This window comes from Neomelitea salexigens DSM 19753, from assembly GCF_000422345.1.
In the GTDB taxonomy this organism is placed as follows: Bacteria; Pseudomonadota; Gammaproteobacteria; order Pseudomonadales; family Spongiibacteraceae; genus Spongiibacter; species Spongiibacter marinus_A.
Genome location: NZ_AULP01000015.1, coordinates 1 through 16,256 on the forward strand (window position 1 = coordinate 1; position 16,256 = coordinate 16,256).

Annotated in this window: 17 protein-coding genes; 12 read left to right on the top strand and 5 right to left on the bottom strand. The window is 55.6% G+C overall.

Going from position 1 to position 16,256, the window contains the following annotated elements:
- A partial coding sequence (locus H573_RS0115075; protein ID WP_027874998.1) for an IS3 family transposase occupies window positions 1–309 on the top strand: 309 nt, incomplete at its 5' end.
- 210 nt (window positions 310–519) lie between these two features.
- On the top strand, window positions 520–909 hold the full coding sequence (locus H573_RS19555) for a hypothetical protein (RefSeq protein WP_154653923.1): 390 nt from the start codon (window positions 520–522) through the stop codon (window positions 907–909).
- Between the two features lie 180 nt (window positions 910–1,089).
- Here the strand turns inward: H573_RS19555 and H573_RS0115085 are convergent, their stop codons facing one another.
- Both H573_RS0115085 and H573_RS19905 read right to left on the bottom strand, forming a co-directional pair.
- Window positions 1,090–1,383 (bottom strand): type II toxin-antitoxin system RelE/ParE family toxin, encoded by a 294-nt coding sequence (locus tag H573_RS0115085; RefSeq protein WP_027875000.1) that lies wholly within the window; start codon window positions 1,381–1,383, stop codon window positions 1,090–1,092.
- Entirely contained in the window at window positions 1,383–1,787 is a 405-nt protein-coding gene (locus H573_RS19905) for a type II toxin-antitoxin system ParD family antitoxin (protein ID WP_234701883.1), read from the bottom strand. The genes H573_RS0115085 and H573_RS19905 overlap by 1 nt, the downstream gene beginning before the upstream one ends.
- A gap of 83 nt (window positions 1,788–1,870) precedes the next feature.
- On the opposite strand from H573_RS19905, the gene H573_RS0115095 reads away from it, so the two are divergent.
- Together H573_RS0115095 and H573_RS0115100 are read left to right on the top strand one after the other, a co-directional pair.
- Window positions 1,871–2,320 (top strand): YdeI/OmpD-associated family protein, encoded by a 450-nt coding sequence (locus H573_RS0115095; RefSeq protein WP_205618953.1) that lies wholly within the window; start codon window positions 1,871–1,873, stop codon window positions 2,318–2,320.
- 119 nt (window positions 2,321–2,439) lie between these two features.
- The gene (locus H573_RS0115100; RefSeq protein ID WP_027875003.1) at window positions 2,440–2,877 is read left to right on the top strand and encodes a YtoQ family protein; all 438 of its coding nucleotides are present in this window, start codon (window positions 2,440–2,442) and stop codon (window positions 2,875–2,877) included.
- 79 nt (window positions 2,878–2,956) lie between these two features.
- Here H573_RS0115100 and H573_RS0115105 read toward each other — a convergent pair whose 3' ends face one another.
- Complete coding sequence (locus H573_RS0115105) at window positions 2,957–4,507, bottom strand: long-chain-fatty-acid--CoA ligase (protein WP_027875004.1); 1,551 nt, start codon at window positions 4,505–4,507, stop codon at window positions 2,957–2,959.
- 82 nt (window positions 4,508–4,589) lie between these two features.
- Window positions 4,590–5,633, bottom strand: a complete 1,044-nt coding sequence (locus tag H573_RS0115110) for an AraC family transcriptional regulator (protein WP_027875005.1) — start codon at window positions 5,631–5,633, stop codon at window positions 4,590–4,592.
- 154 nt (window positions 5,634–5,787) lie between these two features.
- Between H573_RS0115110 and H573_RS0115115 the strand changes: the two genes are divergently transcribed.
- Entirely contained in the window at window positions 5,788–6,996 is a 1,209-nt protein-coding gene (locus tag H573_RS0115115) for an acetyl-CoA C-acetyltransferase (RefSeq protein ID WP_027875006.1), read from the top strand.
- Window positions 6,997–7,042: 46 nt separating this feature from the next.
- Window positions 7,043–9,190, top strand: a complete 2,148-nt coding sequence (locus tag H573_RS0115120; RefSeq protein ID WP_027875007.1) for a 3-hydroxyacyl-CoA dehydrogenase NAD-binding domain-containing protein — start codon at window positions 7,043–7,045, stop codon at window positions 9,188–9,190.
- Here the strand turns inward: H573_RS0115120 and H573_RS0115125 are convergent.
- On the bottom strand, window positions 9,187–10,122 hold the full coding sequence (locus tag H573_RS0115125; RefSeq protein ID WP_027875008.1) for a LysR family transcriptional regulator: 936 nt from the start codon (window positions 10,120–10,122) through the stop codon (window positions 9,187–9,189). The two genes, H573_RS0115120 and H573_RS0115125, sit on opposite strands and share 4 nt — an antisense overlap.
- A gap of 106 nt (window positions 10,123–10,228) precedes the next feature.
- Here H573_RS0115125 and H573_RS0115130 point away from each other — a divergent pair, with 106 nt between their 5' ends.
- The 6 genes from H573_RS0115130 to H573_RS0115155 all read left to right on the top strand — a co-directional run bounded on the left by H573_RS0115130 (window position 10,229) and on the right by H573_RS0115155 (window position 16,244).
- On the top strand, window positions 10,229–10,888 hold the full coding sequence (locus H573_RS0115130; RefSeq protein ID WP_027875009.1) for a histidine phosphatase family protein: 660 nt from the start codon (window positions 10,229–10,231) through the stop codon (window positions 10,886–10,888).
- Between the two features lie 45 nt (window positions 10,889–10,933).
- The gene (locus H573_RS0115135; RefSeq protein WP_084498113.1) at window positions 10,934–12,163 is read left to right on the top strand and encodes an acyl-CoA dehydrogenase family protein; all 1,230 of its coding nucleotides are present in this window, start codon (window positions 10,934–10,936) and stop codon (window positions 12,161–12,163) included.
- Window positions 12,164–12,175: 12 nt separating this feature from the next.
- A complete protein-coding gene (locus tag H573_RS0115140) occupies window positions 12,176–13,201 on the top strand; it encodes a phosphotransferase family protein (RefSeq protein WP_027875011.1) in 1,026 nt (341 codons plus the stop codon).
- 49 nt (window positions 13,202–13,250) lie between these two features.
- The gene (locus H573_RS0115145; RefSeq protein WP_027875012.1) at window positions 13,251–14,033 is read left to right on the top strand and encodes an enoyl-CoA hydratase/isomerase family protein; all 783 of its coding nucleotides are present in this window, start codon (window positions 13,251–13,253) and stop codon (window positions 14,031–14,033) included.
- Window positions 14,034–14,080: 47 nt separating this feature from the next.
- Complete coding sequence (locus H573_RS0115150; RefSeq protein ID WP_027875013.1) at window positions 14,081–14,845, top strand: crotonase/enoyl-CoA hydratase family protein; 765 nt, start codon at window positions 14,081–14,083, stop codon at window positions 14,843–14,845.
- 283 nt (window positions 14,846–15,128) lie between these two features.
- On the top strand, window positions 15,129–16,244 hold the full coding sequence (locus tag H573_RS0115155; RefSeq protein ID WP_027875014.1) for an esterase/lipase family protein: 1,116 nt from the start codon (window positions 15,129–15,131) through the stop codon (window positions 16,242–16,244).
- Window positions 16,245–16,256 lie beyond the last annotated feature (12 nt).

Genomic DNA, 16,256 nt, shown 5'->3' on the forward strand with positions numbered 1-16,256 from the left:
GATCAGGGCAGCCAATACACAAGCCATGACTGGAGCGAGTTTCTCAGAGAGCATGGCTTGGAGGGGAGCATGAGCCGCCGAGGCAACTGCCACGACAACGCGGTTGCGGAAAGCTTCTTCCAGTTACTAAAGCGAGAACGAATAAAGCGCAAAATATACGCGACACGAGATGCAGCAAGGAGCGATATATTTGATTACATCGAGATGTTCTACAACACAAAACGACAGCATGGTTCCAACAATGGGCTGTCGCCTGTAGATTATGAGCGTCAGTATTTAAAAGAGGCTGAAAAGCGTCTAGTGAACTAGTGGCGATTCATTGATTATTTTCAGCGCAATAACGACTACCGGTTTCGTAGAGTGTGCTCAAAAGTTAAAGAGCCCGTGAGACTGGGCGTACTTGCGGACAAAGGATTACGAGTCTCAGGCAAGAAAAGGCCTAACAATGGGCTCCAAGGGACGTCAGCGCTATCGCGCCGCCGCCACTGAGTCCAGGCGTTATGAATGTAGGAGAAATCGATGCATAGAATTGCCTTTATTTTATTGATTTTGGTTCCTTTGGTTTCATGTTCGACGTATGAATGGGTTTACGTTTTAGATCCTAAGCCGGAAATTCCTTCCGCTCAATTTGGAACGGATAAAGCTGATTGTTTAAGTAAAGCCTACGCAGCAGTACCCCAGCCGCAAACAAGTGTTACATCTATGCAGCAAACCCAAAATGTATCGGTGGGATCTAGCGGAATTCCAGTGGATCAACGAGGAGCGTCAGACGTCCAACAATCGCTAGCAAATCGGGAGGCTATGAGAGCACAAGCCAATGCAATTGAAACTGCTAAACGTGCGCGTCAAGAATATTTTCTGGCATGTATGCAATCTAAGGGTTGGTCGTGGCAAGAGGTGGCCGAATAATTTTACTATCCAATTTTTAGGCCGCTCAGGCGTGAAAATTCATAACAATCACGCGCAGTCGGCCGCTGAAAAACACGGCGGGACAGTCAAAGCTCCGCACCTTTTTGTGCAATCGCTGCGCTCATTTTTGCACAAAAACGCGCTCCACTTTGCCTGCCCCTGGCGTGGGCGTTATGGGTTTTAGAGGTGCTGCTCAACATCCATACTATTGTGGAGGATTCGGATCACAACGATCTTGGATTCCGTGCCAGCTCGGTAAAAGATGATATGGCTGCCTTGGCTGAACTTTTTGTACGCAGGTTTTATGTCATCCGCATCGCGACCTATCTCAGGTTGGCGAGCAAGCAGCTTGAAGGCATTATCAAGCTGCTTGAGGTACTTGTCGCGTTGCCGCTTTCCCCATTTTTCGTCGGTAAACCGGCCAATATCTATAAAGTCTTTTCGAGCAGCGGTGGTTAGTAGGTATGGGCGCATTAGTGAGCTTCGTTATCCAGCTCAGCAATAACGCTTTCAAGGGAGTAGTCCGCTATCCCACTTTGTTCACCTTCGTCCAAGAGGCGCCGGAGCCTTTCAAGCTTGCTCTCCGTTTCTTCAAGCAGCCGCAGCCCGGCACGCACAACCTCGCTCGCCGAGCCGTAACGGCCATTTTCAACCTGCGCGGCTATAAAATCGTCAAAGTGGGGCCCAAGTGTAATGCTGGTATTTCTAGCCATGGGGTGCCTCCTGTACCAAATATTGGTATATTCTGCCAAAACACCCATAACAAGGCAAGGCAGGCCGACGCCGATAAGCGGCGCGGTTGCTGGCGGCGTTAAAATCAAGAGAACTTCATTAAATGCCAGACGTTGCCCCATCACGAACCATAGCGTTTCCAACACCGAAGCAACTTGCTGCGTGGCTAGAGGTTAATCATGCCAGTGAGAGTGAGTTGTGGGTGAAGATTTTTAAGAAGCAGTCGTCAGTGACTAGTGTGACCTGGGATGAGGTGGTGATTGAGGCCTTGTGTTGGGGATGGATCGACGGGGTAAAGAAGTCGCTTGATGAGCAGGCGTATCTTCAGCGGATTACGCCGCGCAAGGCGCGCAGTAGTTGGTCGAAGCGGAATCGGGCTCATGTGGAGCGTTTGATCGACGAGGGTCGCATGCAGGAGCCGGGGTTGGTGCATGTTCGCGCGGCGCAGGCGGATGGGCGTTGGGAAAACGCCTATGCGGTGAGTGAGATGACGGTGCCGGAGGATTTTCTGGCGGCGCTTGAAGGCGAACCGACGGCGAAGTCGTTTTTTGATACGTTGAATAAGGCGAACCGTTTTGTGATTGCCTACGGTTTGATCAGTGCCAAAAAACCGGAGACGCGGCAGCGGCGTTTTGCCAAATACCTAACCATGCTGGCAAACGAGGAAAAGCCGAAGTAACTGCAAGACGGGCAGTGGTTTGTCGATGGCGCTTGGCTGGTCTGCCCAGATTCCGATACCATTCGCTCTTTTTTTGCGTATCACCCCATTTCTCGAAATCGATCTCCAGGACTTTTAACATGAAATTGAATGTCTATCTTTCCGGCGAAATCCATACGGACTGGCGGGAGCAAATTATTGCTGGCTGCAAGGGCAGTGGTATTACATTTTCATCGGCGGTGACGAATCATGAGGCCAGTGATGCCGCGGGTGATGTGTTGGGCGCGGAGGAGAACAGCTTTTGGCGCGATCACAAGTCGGCAAAGGTGAATGCGATGCGGATCTCCACGCTGATCGAGCAGTGCGATATCGCGGTAATCCGCTTTGGCGACAAGTATAAGCAGTGGAACGCGGCCTTTGACGCGGGGTACTGCGCGGCGAAGGGTAAGCCCTATATCACGCTGCATGGTGAGGAGATTATTCACCCATTGAAAGAGGTGGATGCGGCAGCGTATGCCTGGGCGACGACACCAGAGCAGGTAGTGGAGATGCTTACCTACATTGTTGCTGAGTCGTAGTTTGTTGGTGTTTTGAGGGGTGAAGGCTGAGCTGTCGCGGTGGTTAACTGCGCCAGCTCACCTTTTTTCAAGCCTGGCGTTAATTAATAGCCCGTTCCTGGTTTTCCCAGTAGGGTTCGCGCAGCACTTTTTTCAGAATTTTCCCGGTTGGGTTTCTCGGCAGTTCGGCAAACACTTTGAGCTGGCGTGGAATCTTGTAGCCTGCTAGGTCATTGCGTAAGAACTCGATCATCTCCGTTTCGTTTAGCTGCTTGCCCTCGGCAAGCACCACGCAGGCCAGTGGCGTTTCGCCAAAGTTTTCGCAGGGAATGCCCACCACGGCAACATCGGCCACGGCCGGGTGTTGGCTGAGGGCGTTTTCGATCTCGATAGGATAGATATTTTCGCCGCCGCTAATAATCATGTCTTTAATGCGGTCTCGCAGGAAAATATAACCGTGTTCGTCGATCACCGCGGAGTCGCCGGTGTGCACCCAGCCGCCGGCCAGGGTTTCGGCGGTCGCGTCGGGGCGGTTGTAGTATTCCATCATGTTGGCGTCGCAGCGGATGAGTAGTTCGCCGGTTTCGCCATTGGGTAGTGGGTTGCCGTCGCGGTCGACCACTTTCACGTCAACGCCCGCTTGGGGTCGACCGCAGGACGCCAGCAGTTCGGGGGCGTCGTTCGCTGCGCGGCGATGATCGTCTGCCGAGAGTGACACGACAGCGCCGCAGGTCTCGGTCATGCCGTATACCTGATAGAAGTTGCAGTCGAATACCTCCATCGCCGCTTGCAATAGTGCGCTGTTGATGGGCGAGGCGCCGTACACAATTTGCCGCAGGTGGCTGAAGTCGCGTTGGCGCAGGTCGGGCACCATATGGATCAGTGCCATGATCATCGCGGGAACCATAAAGGTGTTTTCAATTTTATAACGCTCAAGATCTTCTGCGATTTTAAAGGGGTCGAAGGTCTTGTGGAGTACCACGCTGGCGCCGGATAACACCGGCAGGATCAGTGTGCCGGCACCGCCGATATGGAAGTTGGGCGCGCTAACGAGATCGCGGCCGCCAGGCCCGGACTTAACCTCCCAGGACGCGCTGGTCATGCAGTACAGCGACAGGATGTTTCGCTGGCTGAGCACCACCCCTTTGGGGCGGCCGGTGGTGCCGCTGGTGTAGAGCTGGAGTAGCGCTGCCGAGCTGTCACTGCTGTTGTCGACTTCGCCAGCATCACTCAGCGAGGACAGCCACTCTGTCCAGCTTTGGTTGTGGCTGGCAAGGATGTTCAGCCCGGGCTGAGCCTGTTGCACAGCGTCGCTCAAGGTGGTCAGTTCTTCGTCGGCAACAATCAGTAATTTTGCTTCGCTGTCTTGTACAACGTAGCGAATTTCTTCCGGGGCAAGGCGGTAATTTACCGCACATAACACCGCGCCAATGCGGCTGCAGGCCAGCAGCACGGTGAGAAAGTCCGGGCAGTTTTGACACATGATGGCGATGCGGTCACCGGGTTGAATGCCCCGCGCCAGTAACCCCGCAGCAATGCGGTGAGATTGCTCGGTAATGTCGCCGTAGCTGAGGACGGTGTCTTGGTAAATGATGCAGTCGCTGCTAGCACGCACCCGCGCGTGATAGTCGACGAACTGGTGAATCTTCATAGCCGGAGCTCCTTGGCGTGTTATCGGTATTATTTGCTCGCGGCTATCAATGTAAAACGCCTCAGCGCGTTTTGCCAGCCTGTTATGGCAGCGGTTTGGCTGTGTCTTGCTCGGTGCTAATTGTGTTGTTGCGCCGGTACTCGCCGGGGCTGCTGCCGGTCCATTTTTTGAAAGAACGGATAAAAGCACTGGGCTCAGAGAAGCCGAGTTGATAAGAAATACTTTTAATATCCAGCTCCGGGTCGGCGAGTAAGTCGATGGCGAGGTCGCGCAGTAATTCGTGCTTGAGCTGGCGATAGTCGCAGCCTTCCTGGGCAAGTCGTCGCCGCAGTGTTTGTGCGCCGACGCCAAGTGCCTCGGCAATGTGTTCGTAGTTGGGCAGCTGCGGCAGCGACTTCTTCAGGTAGCGGCGAATCTGCTCGGTATAGCTGCCCTCTTGGTCGGGCATATGCAGCAGTTCGTAGGGGACCCGCTGTAGGTAATCCTCTAGCTCAGCATTACTGCGCACCACGGGCAGGCTCAGCAGTCGACGAGCAAATACGAAATCGGCATGGGGCTGATTGAAGCGCGTTTCAGTGTGAAACAGGTAGTGGTATTCATCGCGATGGCGCGGCGGCGGGTAGTGAAGGTTGACTCTTAGCAGGGGCAGGCGCGTACCACACAGCCAGCAAAAATAGCGGTGGTGCATCATCATATGCTGTTCGCAGGTCCACGGCGCAAGCTCATAGCCAGCCTCAGGTTCAAGCCGATAAAAGGCGTAGTTGTCCCGTTGCTGCAAACTCACTTTATAGCCGCTGTCGAAAAGGTTGAACAGTTCGATGTGGCGCTCAAAGGCCTGAAGCAGGTCTTCGCTGTTATGGGCAAAACGCATTAGCGCCGCCATCGTGCCGGGGCGCTGAGGGTGTTTGTTGTAGCCGAGTGACTCGTCACCACTGAGTTGAGTGACCGCTTCGAGCAAGCGGGCAAATTGAATTGGACGCACACGGGCGCGGTCGCTAGTGAGCACGCTTTCCGGGATATCACACTCCGCGAGCAGCGCCGATTGTTGGTTTGCCGACAGGGGCTGGCGCGCACCGATGGCCCGCACAAAGGCGGCAGAAATCGTGCGGTGGTCACTGACACTCACTACTGTGGCGCTCCGTCATTCTTTTGTCTTGGCGCGCCAGTCTACGTCGACCTGTAAGAAAATGTCTATCGTCTGTCACAGCAGATCATTGTTCAGGCGGCCCCCCGCGTCCAATCTTTGGTGCACGATTTTCATGCAAAGTGAGAGAACCATCATGAGCAACAGTGCTTTTATCTACGACGCGGTAAGAACACCGCGTGCCAAAGGCAAAATGGGTTCGCCCCTGAGTCAGGTGAAGCCCGTCGATCTTCTTGCTGGCCTGCTAAACGGCCTGCGTGACCGCCACGGTTTAGATACCGCCCTGGTGGATGACGTAGTCATGGGCTGTGTAACGCCAGTGGGTGAGCAGGGTTCCTGTATTGCGAAAACCGCGGTGATGAAGGCGGGCTGGGATGAGTCAGTGGCCGGTGTTCAGCTGGACCGCTTCTGCGCTTCCGGTTTGGAAGCTGTGAACCTGGCGGCGATGAAGATTGCCTCGGGCTGGGAAGAGCTGGTGGTTGCCGGTGGCGTGGAAAGCATGTCTCGCGTGCCCATGGGTGCCAACGGCGGCGCCTGGGGTGAAGACCCGCAGACCGCATCAGATACCGCGTTTGTTCCCCAGGGTGTGGGCGCAGACTTGATTGCGACGATGGAAGGCTTTAGCCGCGAAGACGTCGACGCCTTTGCGGTTCGCTCACAAGAGCGCGCGGCCGCGGCCCGCGAGGCCGGTTACTTTGACGGCTCGGTGATTCCGGTGAAAGACGGCAACGGCATGGTCATCCTGCAGCGCGACGACTTTATCAAGCCGGGCACCACTGTAGAGAGCCTGAGCAAGCTGAAGCCCTCCTTTGAGATGCTTGGCGGCATGGGTTTTGACGATATCGCCTTGAGCAAATACCCCCACGTTGCGCGTATTAATCACGTTCACCACGCGGGTAACTCCTCAGGTATTGTCGACGGCGCAGCCGCGGTATTGATCGGCAGCGAAGCAGCCGGCGCAAAATTGGGCCTGAAGCCCCGCGGCCGCGTAGTGGCGACAGCGGTTACCGGAACCGAGCCTACCATTATGTTAACGGGCCCTGGCCCTGCCACGTTTAAGGTGCTGGAAAAAGCCGGTATGACGATCGATCAGATCGACCTGTTTGAAATCAACGAAGCGTTTGCATCGGTGGCGATGCGTTTCCAAAAAGACACGCAAGCCCCCTGGGAAAAGATCAATGTAAACGGTGGCGCCATTGCAATGGGCCACCCCCTAGGCGCGACCGGTGCCATGCTGATCAGCACAGTACTGGATGAACTGGAGCGTCGCCAACAGCGCTTTGGCTTGGTGACCTTGTGTGTGGGCGGCGGTATGGGTATCGCAACGATTGTTGAGCGAGTGTAAGCGCGCAGCCCTGCATTTTTCAGATTTAACAGAATAGGTAAGTCCGATGACTGGAACATTCAACTACGAAAAAGATAGCGACAACATCGTAACGGTGACTATGGACATGAGCGGTCCGGTCAATGCGATGAACGACGAATATGTAGCGCTGATGGGTGAGACTATTGACCGCCTGGAAGCGGAGCGCGAATCCATTGCCGGTGTGGTACTCACGTCTGCAAAAAGCAGTTTCTTTGCTGGCGGTGATATCAAAAGCATGCTCAGCCTGAAGCCCGGTGAGGGCGAGGCAGAGATGTTTGAGATGAACCTCAAGATCAAAGGCATGCTGCGCCGCATGGAGAAACTGGGTCGCCCAGTGGTTGCGGCCATTAACGGTGCGGCGCTCGGCGGCGGTTACGAGATTTGCCTGGCCTGCCACCACCGCGTTGCACTCGACAGCAAGGCCGTACAAGTGGGCCTGCCGGAAGTGAGCCTGGGCTTGCTGCCCGGCGGTGGCGGTATCGTGCGCATGGTGAACAAATTTGGTGTTGAGCGCGCCATTATGCCGCTGCTGGAAGGCACCCGCTTTAATGCCAAGAAAGCACTGGAAGCCGGTTTGGTTGAAGAGCTGGCTGACGACGTGCCAAGCATGATCAGCAAAGCCAAGGCGTGGATCAAAGCCAACCCAGAGGCGATGAACCCCTGGGATGCGAAGGGCTTTAAAATTCCTGGCGGCAACGCCAAGAACCCGAAGATCACCCAAATGCTGCAGGGTGCTAACCCCATGCTGTTCCAAAAAACGCGGGGCTTGGTGCCAGCGCCCGTTAAGATTTTGGATGTGATTGCGGATGCTCTGCGTGTCGACTTTGACACCGCAATGGAAATTGAGGCGCGGGTTTTTGTTGGCTTGGTGACCACGCCAGTTGCCAAGAACCTGATGAGCTTCTTCCTGCAAATGAATCAGGTGAACGGCGGCGGCAGTCGCCCGGCAGGCATCGAGAAAACCGCTGTGAAGAAAGTCGGTATTCTCGGCGCCGGTATGATGGGACAGGGGATTGCCTATGTGTCAGCGATGGCTGGCATCGAGGTCATCCTGAAAGATATCAGTCAGGATGCGGCGGACAAGGGTAAGGCTTACAGCGATACACTGCTGACCAAGCGTGTTGCCCGTGGACGCATGACCGAAGAGAAAAAAGCATCAGTGCTGGGCCTGATTACCCCTACGGATAACGCCGACCTGCTCGAAGGCTGCGACCTGATTATTGAGGCAGTGTTTGAAAACGTTGACCTTAAACATAAGATCACGGAAGAGCTGCAGGGCAAGCTGGCTGAAAACGGCGTGTGGGGCTCAAACACCTCAACCCTGCCTATTACCCTGCTGGCAGAGCCGGCAAAGCGCCCGGAGAACTTCATCGGTATTCACTTCTTCTCGCCCGTCGACAAGATGCCACTGGTGGAAATTATTACCGGCGAACAGACTTCTGACGAAACCCTGGCGCGAGCGTTTGACTACGCTCAGCAGATTCGCAAAACGCCGATTGTGGTCAACGACTCGCGTGGCTTCTTTACCTCGCGCGTATTCGCTACCTATATCGAGGAAGGGGCGCAACTCATTGAAGAAGGCGTTGATCCGGTATTGATCGAAAATCTGGGTCGCGCTGTGGGGATGCCGGTTGGCCCGCTCGCCGTACAAGACGAAGTGAGTCAGCAATTGGCGGTGAAGGTGAGCGAAACGAATCGCGAACTGGACGAGCGCCTCGGTGACAAGTTTGCCGGAGAAACGGCCAGCTACCGCATTGCCAGCAAAATGCTGAATGAATACGGCCGCGGCGGTCGCGCCCATGGCGGCGGTTACTACGACTACCCAGAAGGTGGCGAAAAGCAGTTGTGGTCGGAGCTTTACTCGCTGTACCACAAGCCCGAGGTGGACCTGCCCGTAGACGATATTAAAGACCGTTTGCTGTTTAGGCAGATTGTTGAGTCGCTGCGCTGCTACGAAGAAAACGTGGTGAACCAAGTGGCGGATGCCAATATCGGCTCCATAATGGGCATTGGTTTCCCGCCTCACACCGGGGGTGTTTTGCAGTACGTGAATACCTACGGCTTGAAAGCCTTTGCCACGCGATTGGCCGAGCTGGAAAGCCGCTACGGCGAGCGCTTCGCTGCACCGCAAGTCCTGCTCGACAAGGCTGAAAAAGGCGAGACCTTCGCCTAAGCCGACAATGAGCTGCCGGCGTTCTTCGGCAGCTCTTTCTCTAATTCTTCGCAACACTGCACAAGCTGTTCCCGCAGCCAGTTGATGCTGGGCTCGTGGTCGGCATTTTTGTGCCAGAACATATGCAACTCCAAAGCGGCGCAGTCGAAGGGCAGGGGCTTGCTGTGCCAGGGGCCAAGTTGGGCCAGGCTCTGGGGAATGGCCGCAAGGTCATCGCTGCGTGCCAACAGGGATGGCAGGCTGGAGTAGTGTTGCAGGCGCAGGGCGATACGTCGTTGGTGGCCAAGGCTGCGCAGCGCCAGATCGATATGCCCCGAGCCGCGGCTGCGACTGGAGATATGAATATGACGCGCGGCCAGAAAGTCCTCCAGACTCAGCTCGCGTTTGGCGAGCGGATGGTCGCGGCGCATCACGCAAACGTAGTGGTCGCGGCGAAGGGGTTTCGATACCAGTTCACTGTGGTTGATCAGCGGCGCGTCAATCGCGAGCTGCAGCTCGCCAGCCGCCAGTGCCAGGGGGATTTCCCGTCGACGCATAAATTCCACTTCCAGGTTGATGCCGGGCGCGTGTTTGGCCAGCCGTTCCAGCAGGCGAGGGAGTAGGAAGATTTCGGCCTGCTCGGTGGTATGCAGGCGCAGCGTTTGTTTTGCCGTTGTGGCATCGAATTGCTGGCGGGTTTGTACGCACTGTTCCAGGCCCTGCAAGGCGTCGCGGATCGGCGTGATCAACTGCCGAGCCAGCGGCGTCGGGCTCATGCCCTGCGGGCTGCGCACGAACAATGGGTCGTCGAGGGTGTTGCGCAGTCGCGTGAGGGCATTGCTAACGGCGGGCTGAGTAACATGCAAAACACCCGCCGCGCGCGTGAGGCTGTGGTGGGTGTAAATGGCATCAAAGACGATAAATAGGTTTAGGTCGATGCGAGAGAGGTTCATTTCGCTCACCTTGCTATAAGTTTCGATGATGATAACCGATAAGATAAATAAATTTCTTTAATTATTATCAGCTAGGTAGACTCCGTGTAGATGTTCAGGAGGCGATATGAGCGAAGTGTATGTCGTGCGGCATGGTCAGGCAGCCTTTGGCACCGATGACTACGACCGCCTAACCGAGGTTGGCTGGGAGCAGTCGCGTTTGCTGGGAGAATACTGCCACGGCCGCGACCTGCATTTTGACGCGGTCTATACCGGCAGTATGCGCCGCCACCGCGAAACGCTGGCGGGCGTGAAGGATGTGTTGGCCACGACACCCGAGGCCACGGTATTACCGGGGTTAAACGAATATGACTTCCACTCCTTGGTTGATGCGTATTTACCCAGCCTCGACGAAGACATCGACCTGAAGGACGCCCGCGATTTTTACCGCTTACTGCGCCGCGCACTGCTGGCATGGAGCCGGGATGAAATAGCGGGCGTCAGCGAAAGCTGGCAACAGTTTGAACAGCGGGTGCGAGACACCTTGACGGAAATTGGCAGCCAGCGTGGCCGCGTGTTGGTGGTGACATCCGGTGGGGCGAGCAGTGCGATATTGCGCGAGGTGCTCACCTTGGATGTAAACACCATGATCCAGTTGAATTTGCAGGCGAAAAATACCGGCATCAGTCAGTACTTCTGCAAGGCGGGCCACTATCAGTTGAACAGTTTCAATGGCGTTCCCCATTTGGAGCGTCCGCAGGACCGCCACTTAATTACCTATACCTAATTACCTACACCGCATTGGCCAGGGCTGCGGCCCAAGGAGAATATGATGGATTTACGATCCTCTGCGAAAGCGCAAGATCTGCTGGCGCGTTTAAAAGACTTTATGGACGCGCATATCTACCCGAATGAGAAGGCCTATGCCGAGCAGCTGGCCGAGGCCAGTAATCGCTATGCGCCGATGCCACTGATGGACGAGCTAAAAGCCAAGGCGAAGGCGGCCGGGCTGTGGAATTTGTTTGTGCCGGAAGAGTACGGCCAGTACAGCGAGTGCGGCGGCTTGAGCTTTCTGGACTACGCCCCCCTGTGTGAGGAAATGGGGCGAGTGCTGTGGGCGGCAGAAGTTTTTAACTGCAGCGCGCCGGACACCGGCAATATGGAAGTATTTATGAAATACGCCACTGACGCGCAGCGCGAGCGCTGGTTAACGCCGCTGTTGGCTGGTGAGATTCGCTCGTCCTACGCCATGACGGAACCGCAGGTGGCGTCCAGTGATGCCACTAATATTGAACTGCGCATCGAAAAAGACGGCGACGAGTGGGTGCTTAATGGTCGCAAGTGGTTCATCACCGGGGCGATGAACGAGCGCACCAAAATTTTTATCGTGATGGGTAAATCTGACCCCGATAACCCCAGCCGACACAAGCAGCAGACACAAGTGCTGGTGCCTAAAGGCACGCCGGGTATGGAGATTATTCGCCCGCTGACAACCTTCGGTTACGATGATGCGCCGGTGGGCCACGCCGAGATGCGCTTTACTAATGTGCGTGTACCGCTGGAAAATGTCTTGCTGGGTGAGGGGCGCGGCTTTGAAATTGCCCAAGGGCGTCTAGCACCCGGGCGTATGCATCACTGTATGCGGTTGATCGGCGCCGCCCAACGCTCCCTGGAGCTGGCCTGTCAGCGCGCGGTATCGCGAACCACCTTTGGTCGCACGCTGAGCCGCCATCAGTCGGTTCGCGAGGATATTTCGCGCAGTTTTTCTGAAATAGAAATGGCGCGCCTGCTCATTTTAAAAACCTGCAAACTGATCGACGAGCAGGGTCCCATGGCCACGGTGGACATGATTGCCGCAACGAAAACCACGGTGCCCTTGCTGGTGCAAACGGTGATCGATCGCTGCATGCAATTGCACGGTGCGGGCGGCTTTACCGAAGACTATATGATGGCCGAGGCCTTCAACTATGCGCGCTGGTGCCGCCAGGCTGACGGCCCGGATCAGGTACACCAAATGGCGCTGGGCAAGCAGATTATCAACCGCTTTAGCGGTGAGGCATAAAAAGGAGGGAATATGGCAGCTTTTGATCTCGATACCGACGCGCTATGCGCCTACCTGGAAACATCCATCGATGGATTTTCCGGGCCACTTACCGCAGAAAAATTTCCCGGAGGGCAGTCCAATCCCACCTACCGCATTGATGCGGCAAGTGGAGCCTATGTGCTGCGCCGCAAGCCGCCGGGTAAGCTGCTTAAATCGGCACACGCGGTGGATCGCGAGTTTAGGGTGATGTCGGCGCTGGCCGGCAGCAAGGTGCCTGTGCCGACTATGCGCATTCTCTGCGAGGATGAGCAGGTGATTGGCTCCATGTTTTATTTGATGGACTATCTCGACGGCGACATTTACTGGAACGCCGCGCTGCCGGAGCTTGACCCTGAGCGCCGCAGCGCGATGTACGACAATATGAATCAGCTCCTTGCTGATTTGCACAATGTCGATGTCGACGCTGTTGGTCTGTCGGACTACGGCAAGCCCGGCAGCTACTTTGCCCGGCAACTGGATCGCTGGACCAAGCAATATCGGGCCAGTGAAACCGAGCGCCTGGAGCCGGTAGAAACCCTCATCAGCTATCTGGAGGCGAATTTGCCCGAGGATGACGGCCAGGTGTGTTTGGTGCACGGCGATTTCCGGCTGGACAATATGATGTTCGCCAAGGGCGGCACCGATATTATCGCACTGCTGGATTGGGAGCTCTCTACCCTGGGCCACCCCTATGCAGACCTCGCCTATCAGTGTATGCAGTGGCGCCTGCCTGGCAGTGCCGCAATCCCCGGCTTGGGGGATGTGGACCGCGAAGCACTGGGTATTCCCAGCGAAAAAGACTATGTGCGCCGCTACTGTGAGCGCCGCGGTATCAGTGCTATTGATGATTGGGTATTCTACCTGGCCTTTTCATTCTTTCGCCTCAGTGCCATTTTGCAGGGTGTTTATAAACGCGCTCTCGATGGCAATGCCTCCAACGACAAGGCAAAACAGCTGGGTGGTATGACTGCCCCGCTGGCGCAAATGGGCGTTCAGGTGGTAGAGCAGGGGGCGTGAGTGCTGTGGGTCGCAACGATGGCGGCCTCAGTCCTATCAGGAGAGATTCATGACAGACCGACAAACCGTAATGTTGAGTAGCGAGGGAGCGGTAGCCACCATCCTTCTCAATCGCCCCGACTCGCTCAATGCCTTTACCCGTGAAATGCGCAGTGACTTGCTGACAGCGTTGCAAGAGGTCAGCCAGGACAGCGCCATACGCGTGGTGGTGCTTGGCGCTCAAGGGCGCGGGTTTTCCTCGGGTGCAGACTTGTCTGAGGGCCCGGGCCCCGGTCAGAGTGTCGAGCGGCAACTGCTCGATGAATACCTGCCTATTTTCACAATGATCGCTTCAATGGAGCAGACGGTTATTGCGGCGGTGCCCGGGGTGATGGCTGGTATTGGCGCGGCGCTGGCCATGCACTGCGACCTGTCAGTCATGGCCGACAGCGGCAGCATGGTGATGGCATTTACCAATATTGGCTTGGTACCCGACGGCGGCGCCAGCTGGAATTTATTGCGCGGCATGGGCTATCAACGCGCCTTTGCCTTTATTGCTGAAGGTGGGCGTTTGGATGCGGGCCAGTGCCTGGAGCTCGGTTTGGTGAACAAGCTGGCGGCTGCCGACAAGGTTTTGAGCGACGCACAGTCGTGGGCGGCAGCCCTGGCCGAGCGAGCGCCGATCGCACTGCGCGAGACCAAGGCGCTGTTGCGCGGCGCGGCGGCGCAGAGTTTTCAGCAAACGTTTATGGCGGAAGCGCGGTCGCAGAACACTTGCCTTGGCAGTGAAGATGCCGCGGAGGCCATCGGCGCCTTTTTGGAAAAGCGCCAGCCGGTATTCAATGGTAAGTAGCAAGCACGGCATGAGTGCACATAATAACGATTGATAGGGAGTGGATTATGGCCAATGAAGTTATCGTTGCGGTTGAAGACGGGGTGATGCTGATCACCATCAATCGCCCGGAGGCAAAAAACTCGGTCAATTTGGCCGTTGCCAAAGGGATTGCGGCCGCGATGGAAGAGCTGGACAGCAATGATGAGATTCGCGCTGCGATACTCACTGGCGCAGAGGGAACCTTTTGTTCCGGTATGGACCTGAAAGCCTTTGTCACCGGCGAGCTGCCCATTATTGAAGGCCGTGGTTTTGCCGGGCTTGTTGAAGCGCCGCCGCGCAAGCCGCTTATCGCCGCTGTTGAGGGCTTCGCGTTGGCGGGCGGTTTTGAGCTGGCGATTAGCTGCGACATGATCGTGAGCGCCGGTAACGCCAAGTTTGGTATTCCCGAGGTTAAGCGCGGGCTGGTTGCCGGGGCGGGTGGCTTGTTAAAACTGCCACGGCAAATTCCTCGCCGGGTGGCGATGGAATTGGCCTTGACCGGCGATGCCATCGACGCTCAGCGCGCGTATGATCTCGGCCTGATAAACCGCGTGGTTGAGGCGGGCGCAGCGCTGGCAACTGCTCGTGAGTTAGCCGATAAAATTGCTGCCAACGGGCCGATGGCGGTACTGGCCAGTAAGCAGATTATGAACGAGTCGGAAGAGTGGTCATCGGAAGAGATGTTCAATAAACAAAATGATATCGCATTGCCAGTCTTTGCCAGCAAGGACGCGATTGAAGGCGCGACTGCCTTCGCCGAAAAGCGCCCACCCAAATGGCGGGGGCACTAGGTCAGTACGAGTACGCTAAAAACCCGGCCCAGCGCCGGGTTTTTTTATCGCTGAAATTAGACCGGGTGGACGGTGCAAATTGTGTTCAACAGCACAATTTTTCTCACCGCACTTGCTCAATGATAATTAGCTGCTATGTTACTTTTCGGTAATGTTTTCGGCGATTACTTGTCGCCGTGTCTTACTCATGCCTGTTGGCGTCGGCTGAATAGGCCATAACGGCGCCGTATTGAGCGCTTGCCTTAGTGGCGAGTGAACATAATAAAAAAATGGAGAAAGCAGCATGAAGGTATTCAACCGCCGGGCCTTGTGTTCGGCTCTTTTACTCGTTCTGGTCGCTTTACCGGCGCATGCAAGGGACGCCAATAAAACGGCCTATCCGATTGTCTTTGCTCACGGTATGGCGGGTTTTGACGACATTCTTGGCTATGACTACTGGGGCGACGATTACGGGGTTTTTGTTCTCGATACCTGCCAGTGGGGGGAGTACTACTGTAATCACGATATTAATTCGGGGCAGGAGTCTTTTGTTGCTTCGGTAACGCCCTTTGCGAGCTCTGAGCAGCGAGGCTATGAGCTGTACCAGGACATTGAGGGCTATCTGGCCAGTTCGGGACACAGCTACGTGAATATTATTGGCCACTCTCAGGGAGGCTTGGACCTGCGCAAGGCGGCCCGCTTATTGCGAGAAAACCGCGGTTATAAAGTGGTTAAATATGGCATCAGTATTTCTTCGCCGCATCGCGGATCGCCGATAGCACAGTATGTGCTGAATTTGCAGCCAGGTGTTCAGTCGGTCCTGGAAACGCTGGCGGAATATTTTGGTAACACTATTTACCAGGGTGGCAACGATGCAATCGCAGCGCTGAAACAGCTGGTTAACCATGACTTTGACCCCAATGATGGCGTTGTCACTGGCACCTATGCTTTCAATCAAAACTACCCCGCAGGTAGCGAGAATATCGAGCGCTCGCGGAGTTTTTTGACCGGGCAGGATAACGGCAATATGAACCCCGCTCTGTACCTGCTGAAAGAGCTGTGGACCGAGATCGATGGCGATGGCTATGCCAGTTATGATGCCAATGGCGATGGCGCATTAGGGACCGGCGACGGCAATGCCAGTGACCATGACGACGATGGATTGGTCGGCATCAACTCTCAGCAAATGGGCTATCGGCTTGAGTATTGGGAATGCTATGGCTGCCTTGACTACGTTTGGACGCAGACTAACACCGGCTATGTGGCCGACCTGAATGCCCCGAATAGCACGCAAATGACCTCGCACGCCTGGAAGATAAATCAAGATCACGTGGACGTAATAGGCGTGCCACCCGACACCTTTGATGAGATGGAGTTTTACGCAGCCATTACCGATTTTATTGCTGATAACGGCTATTAATTCGGAGTTTCA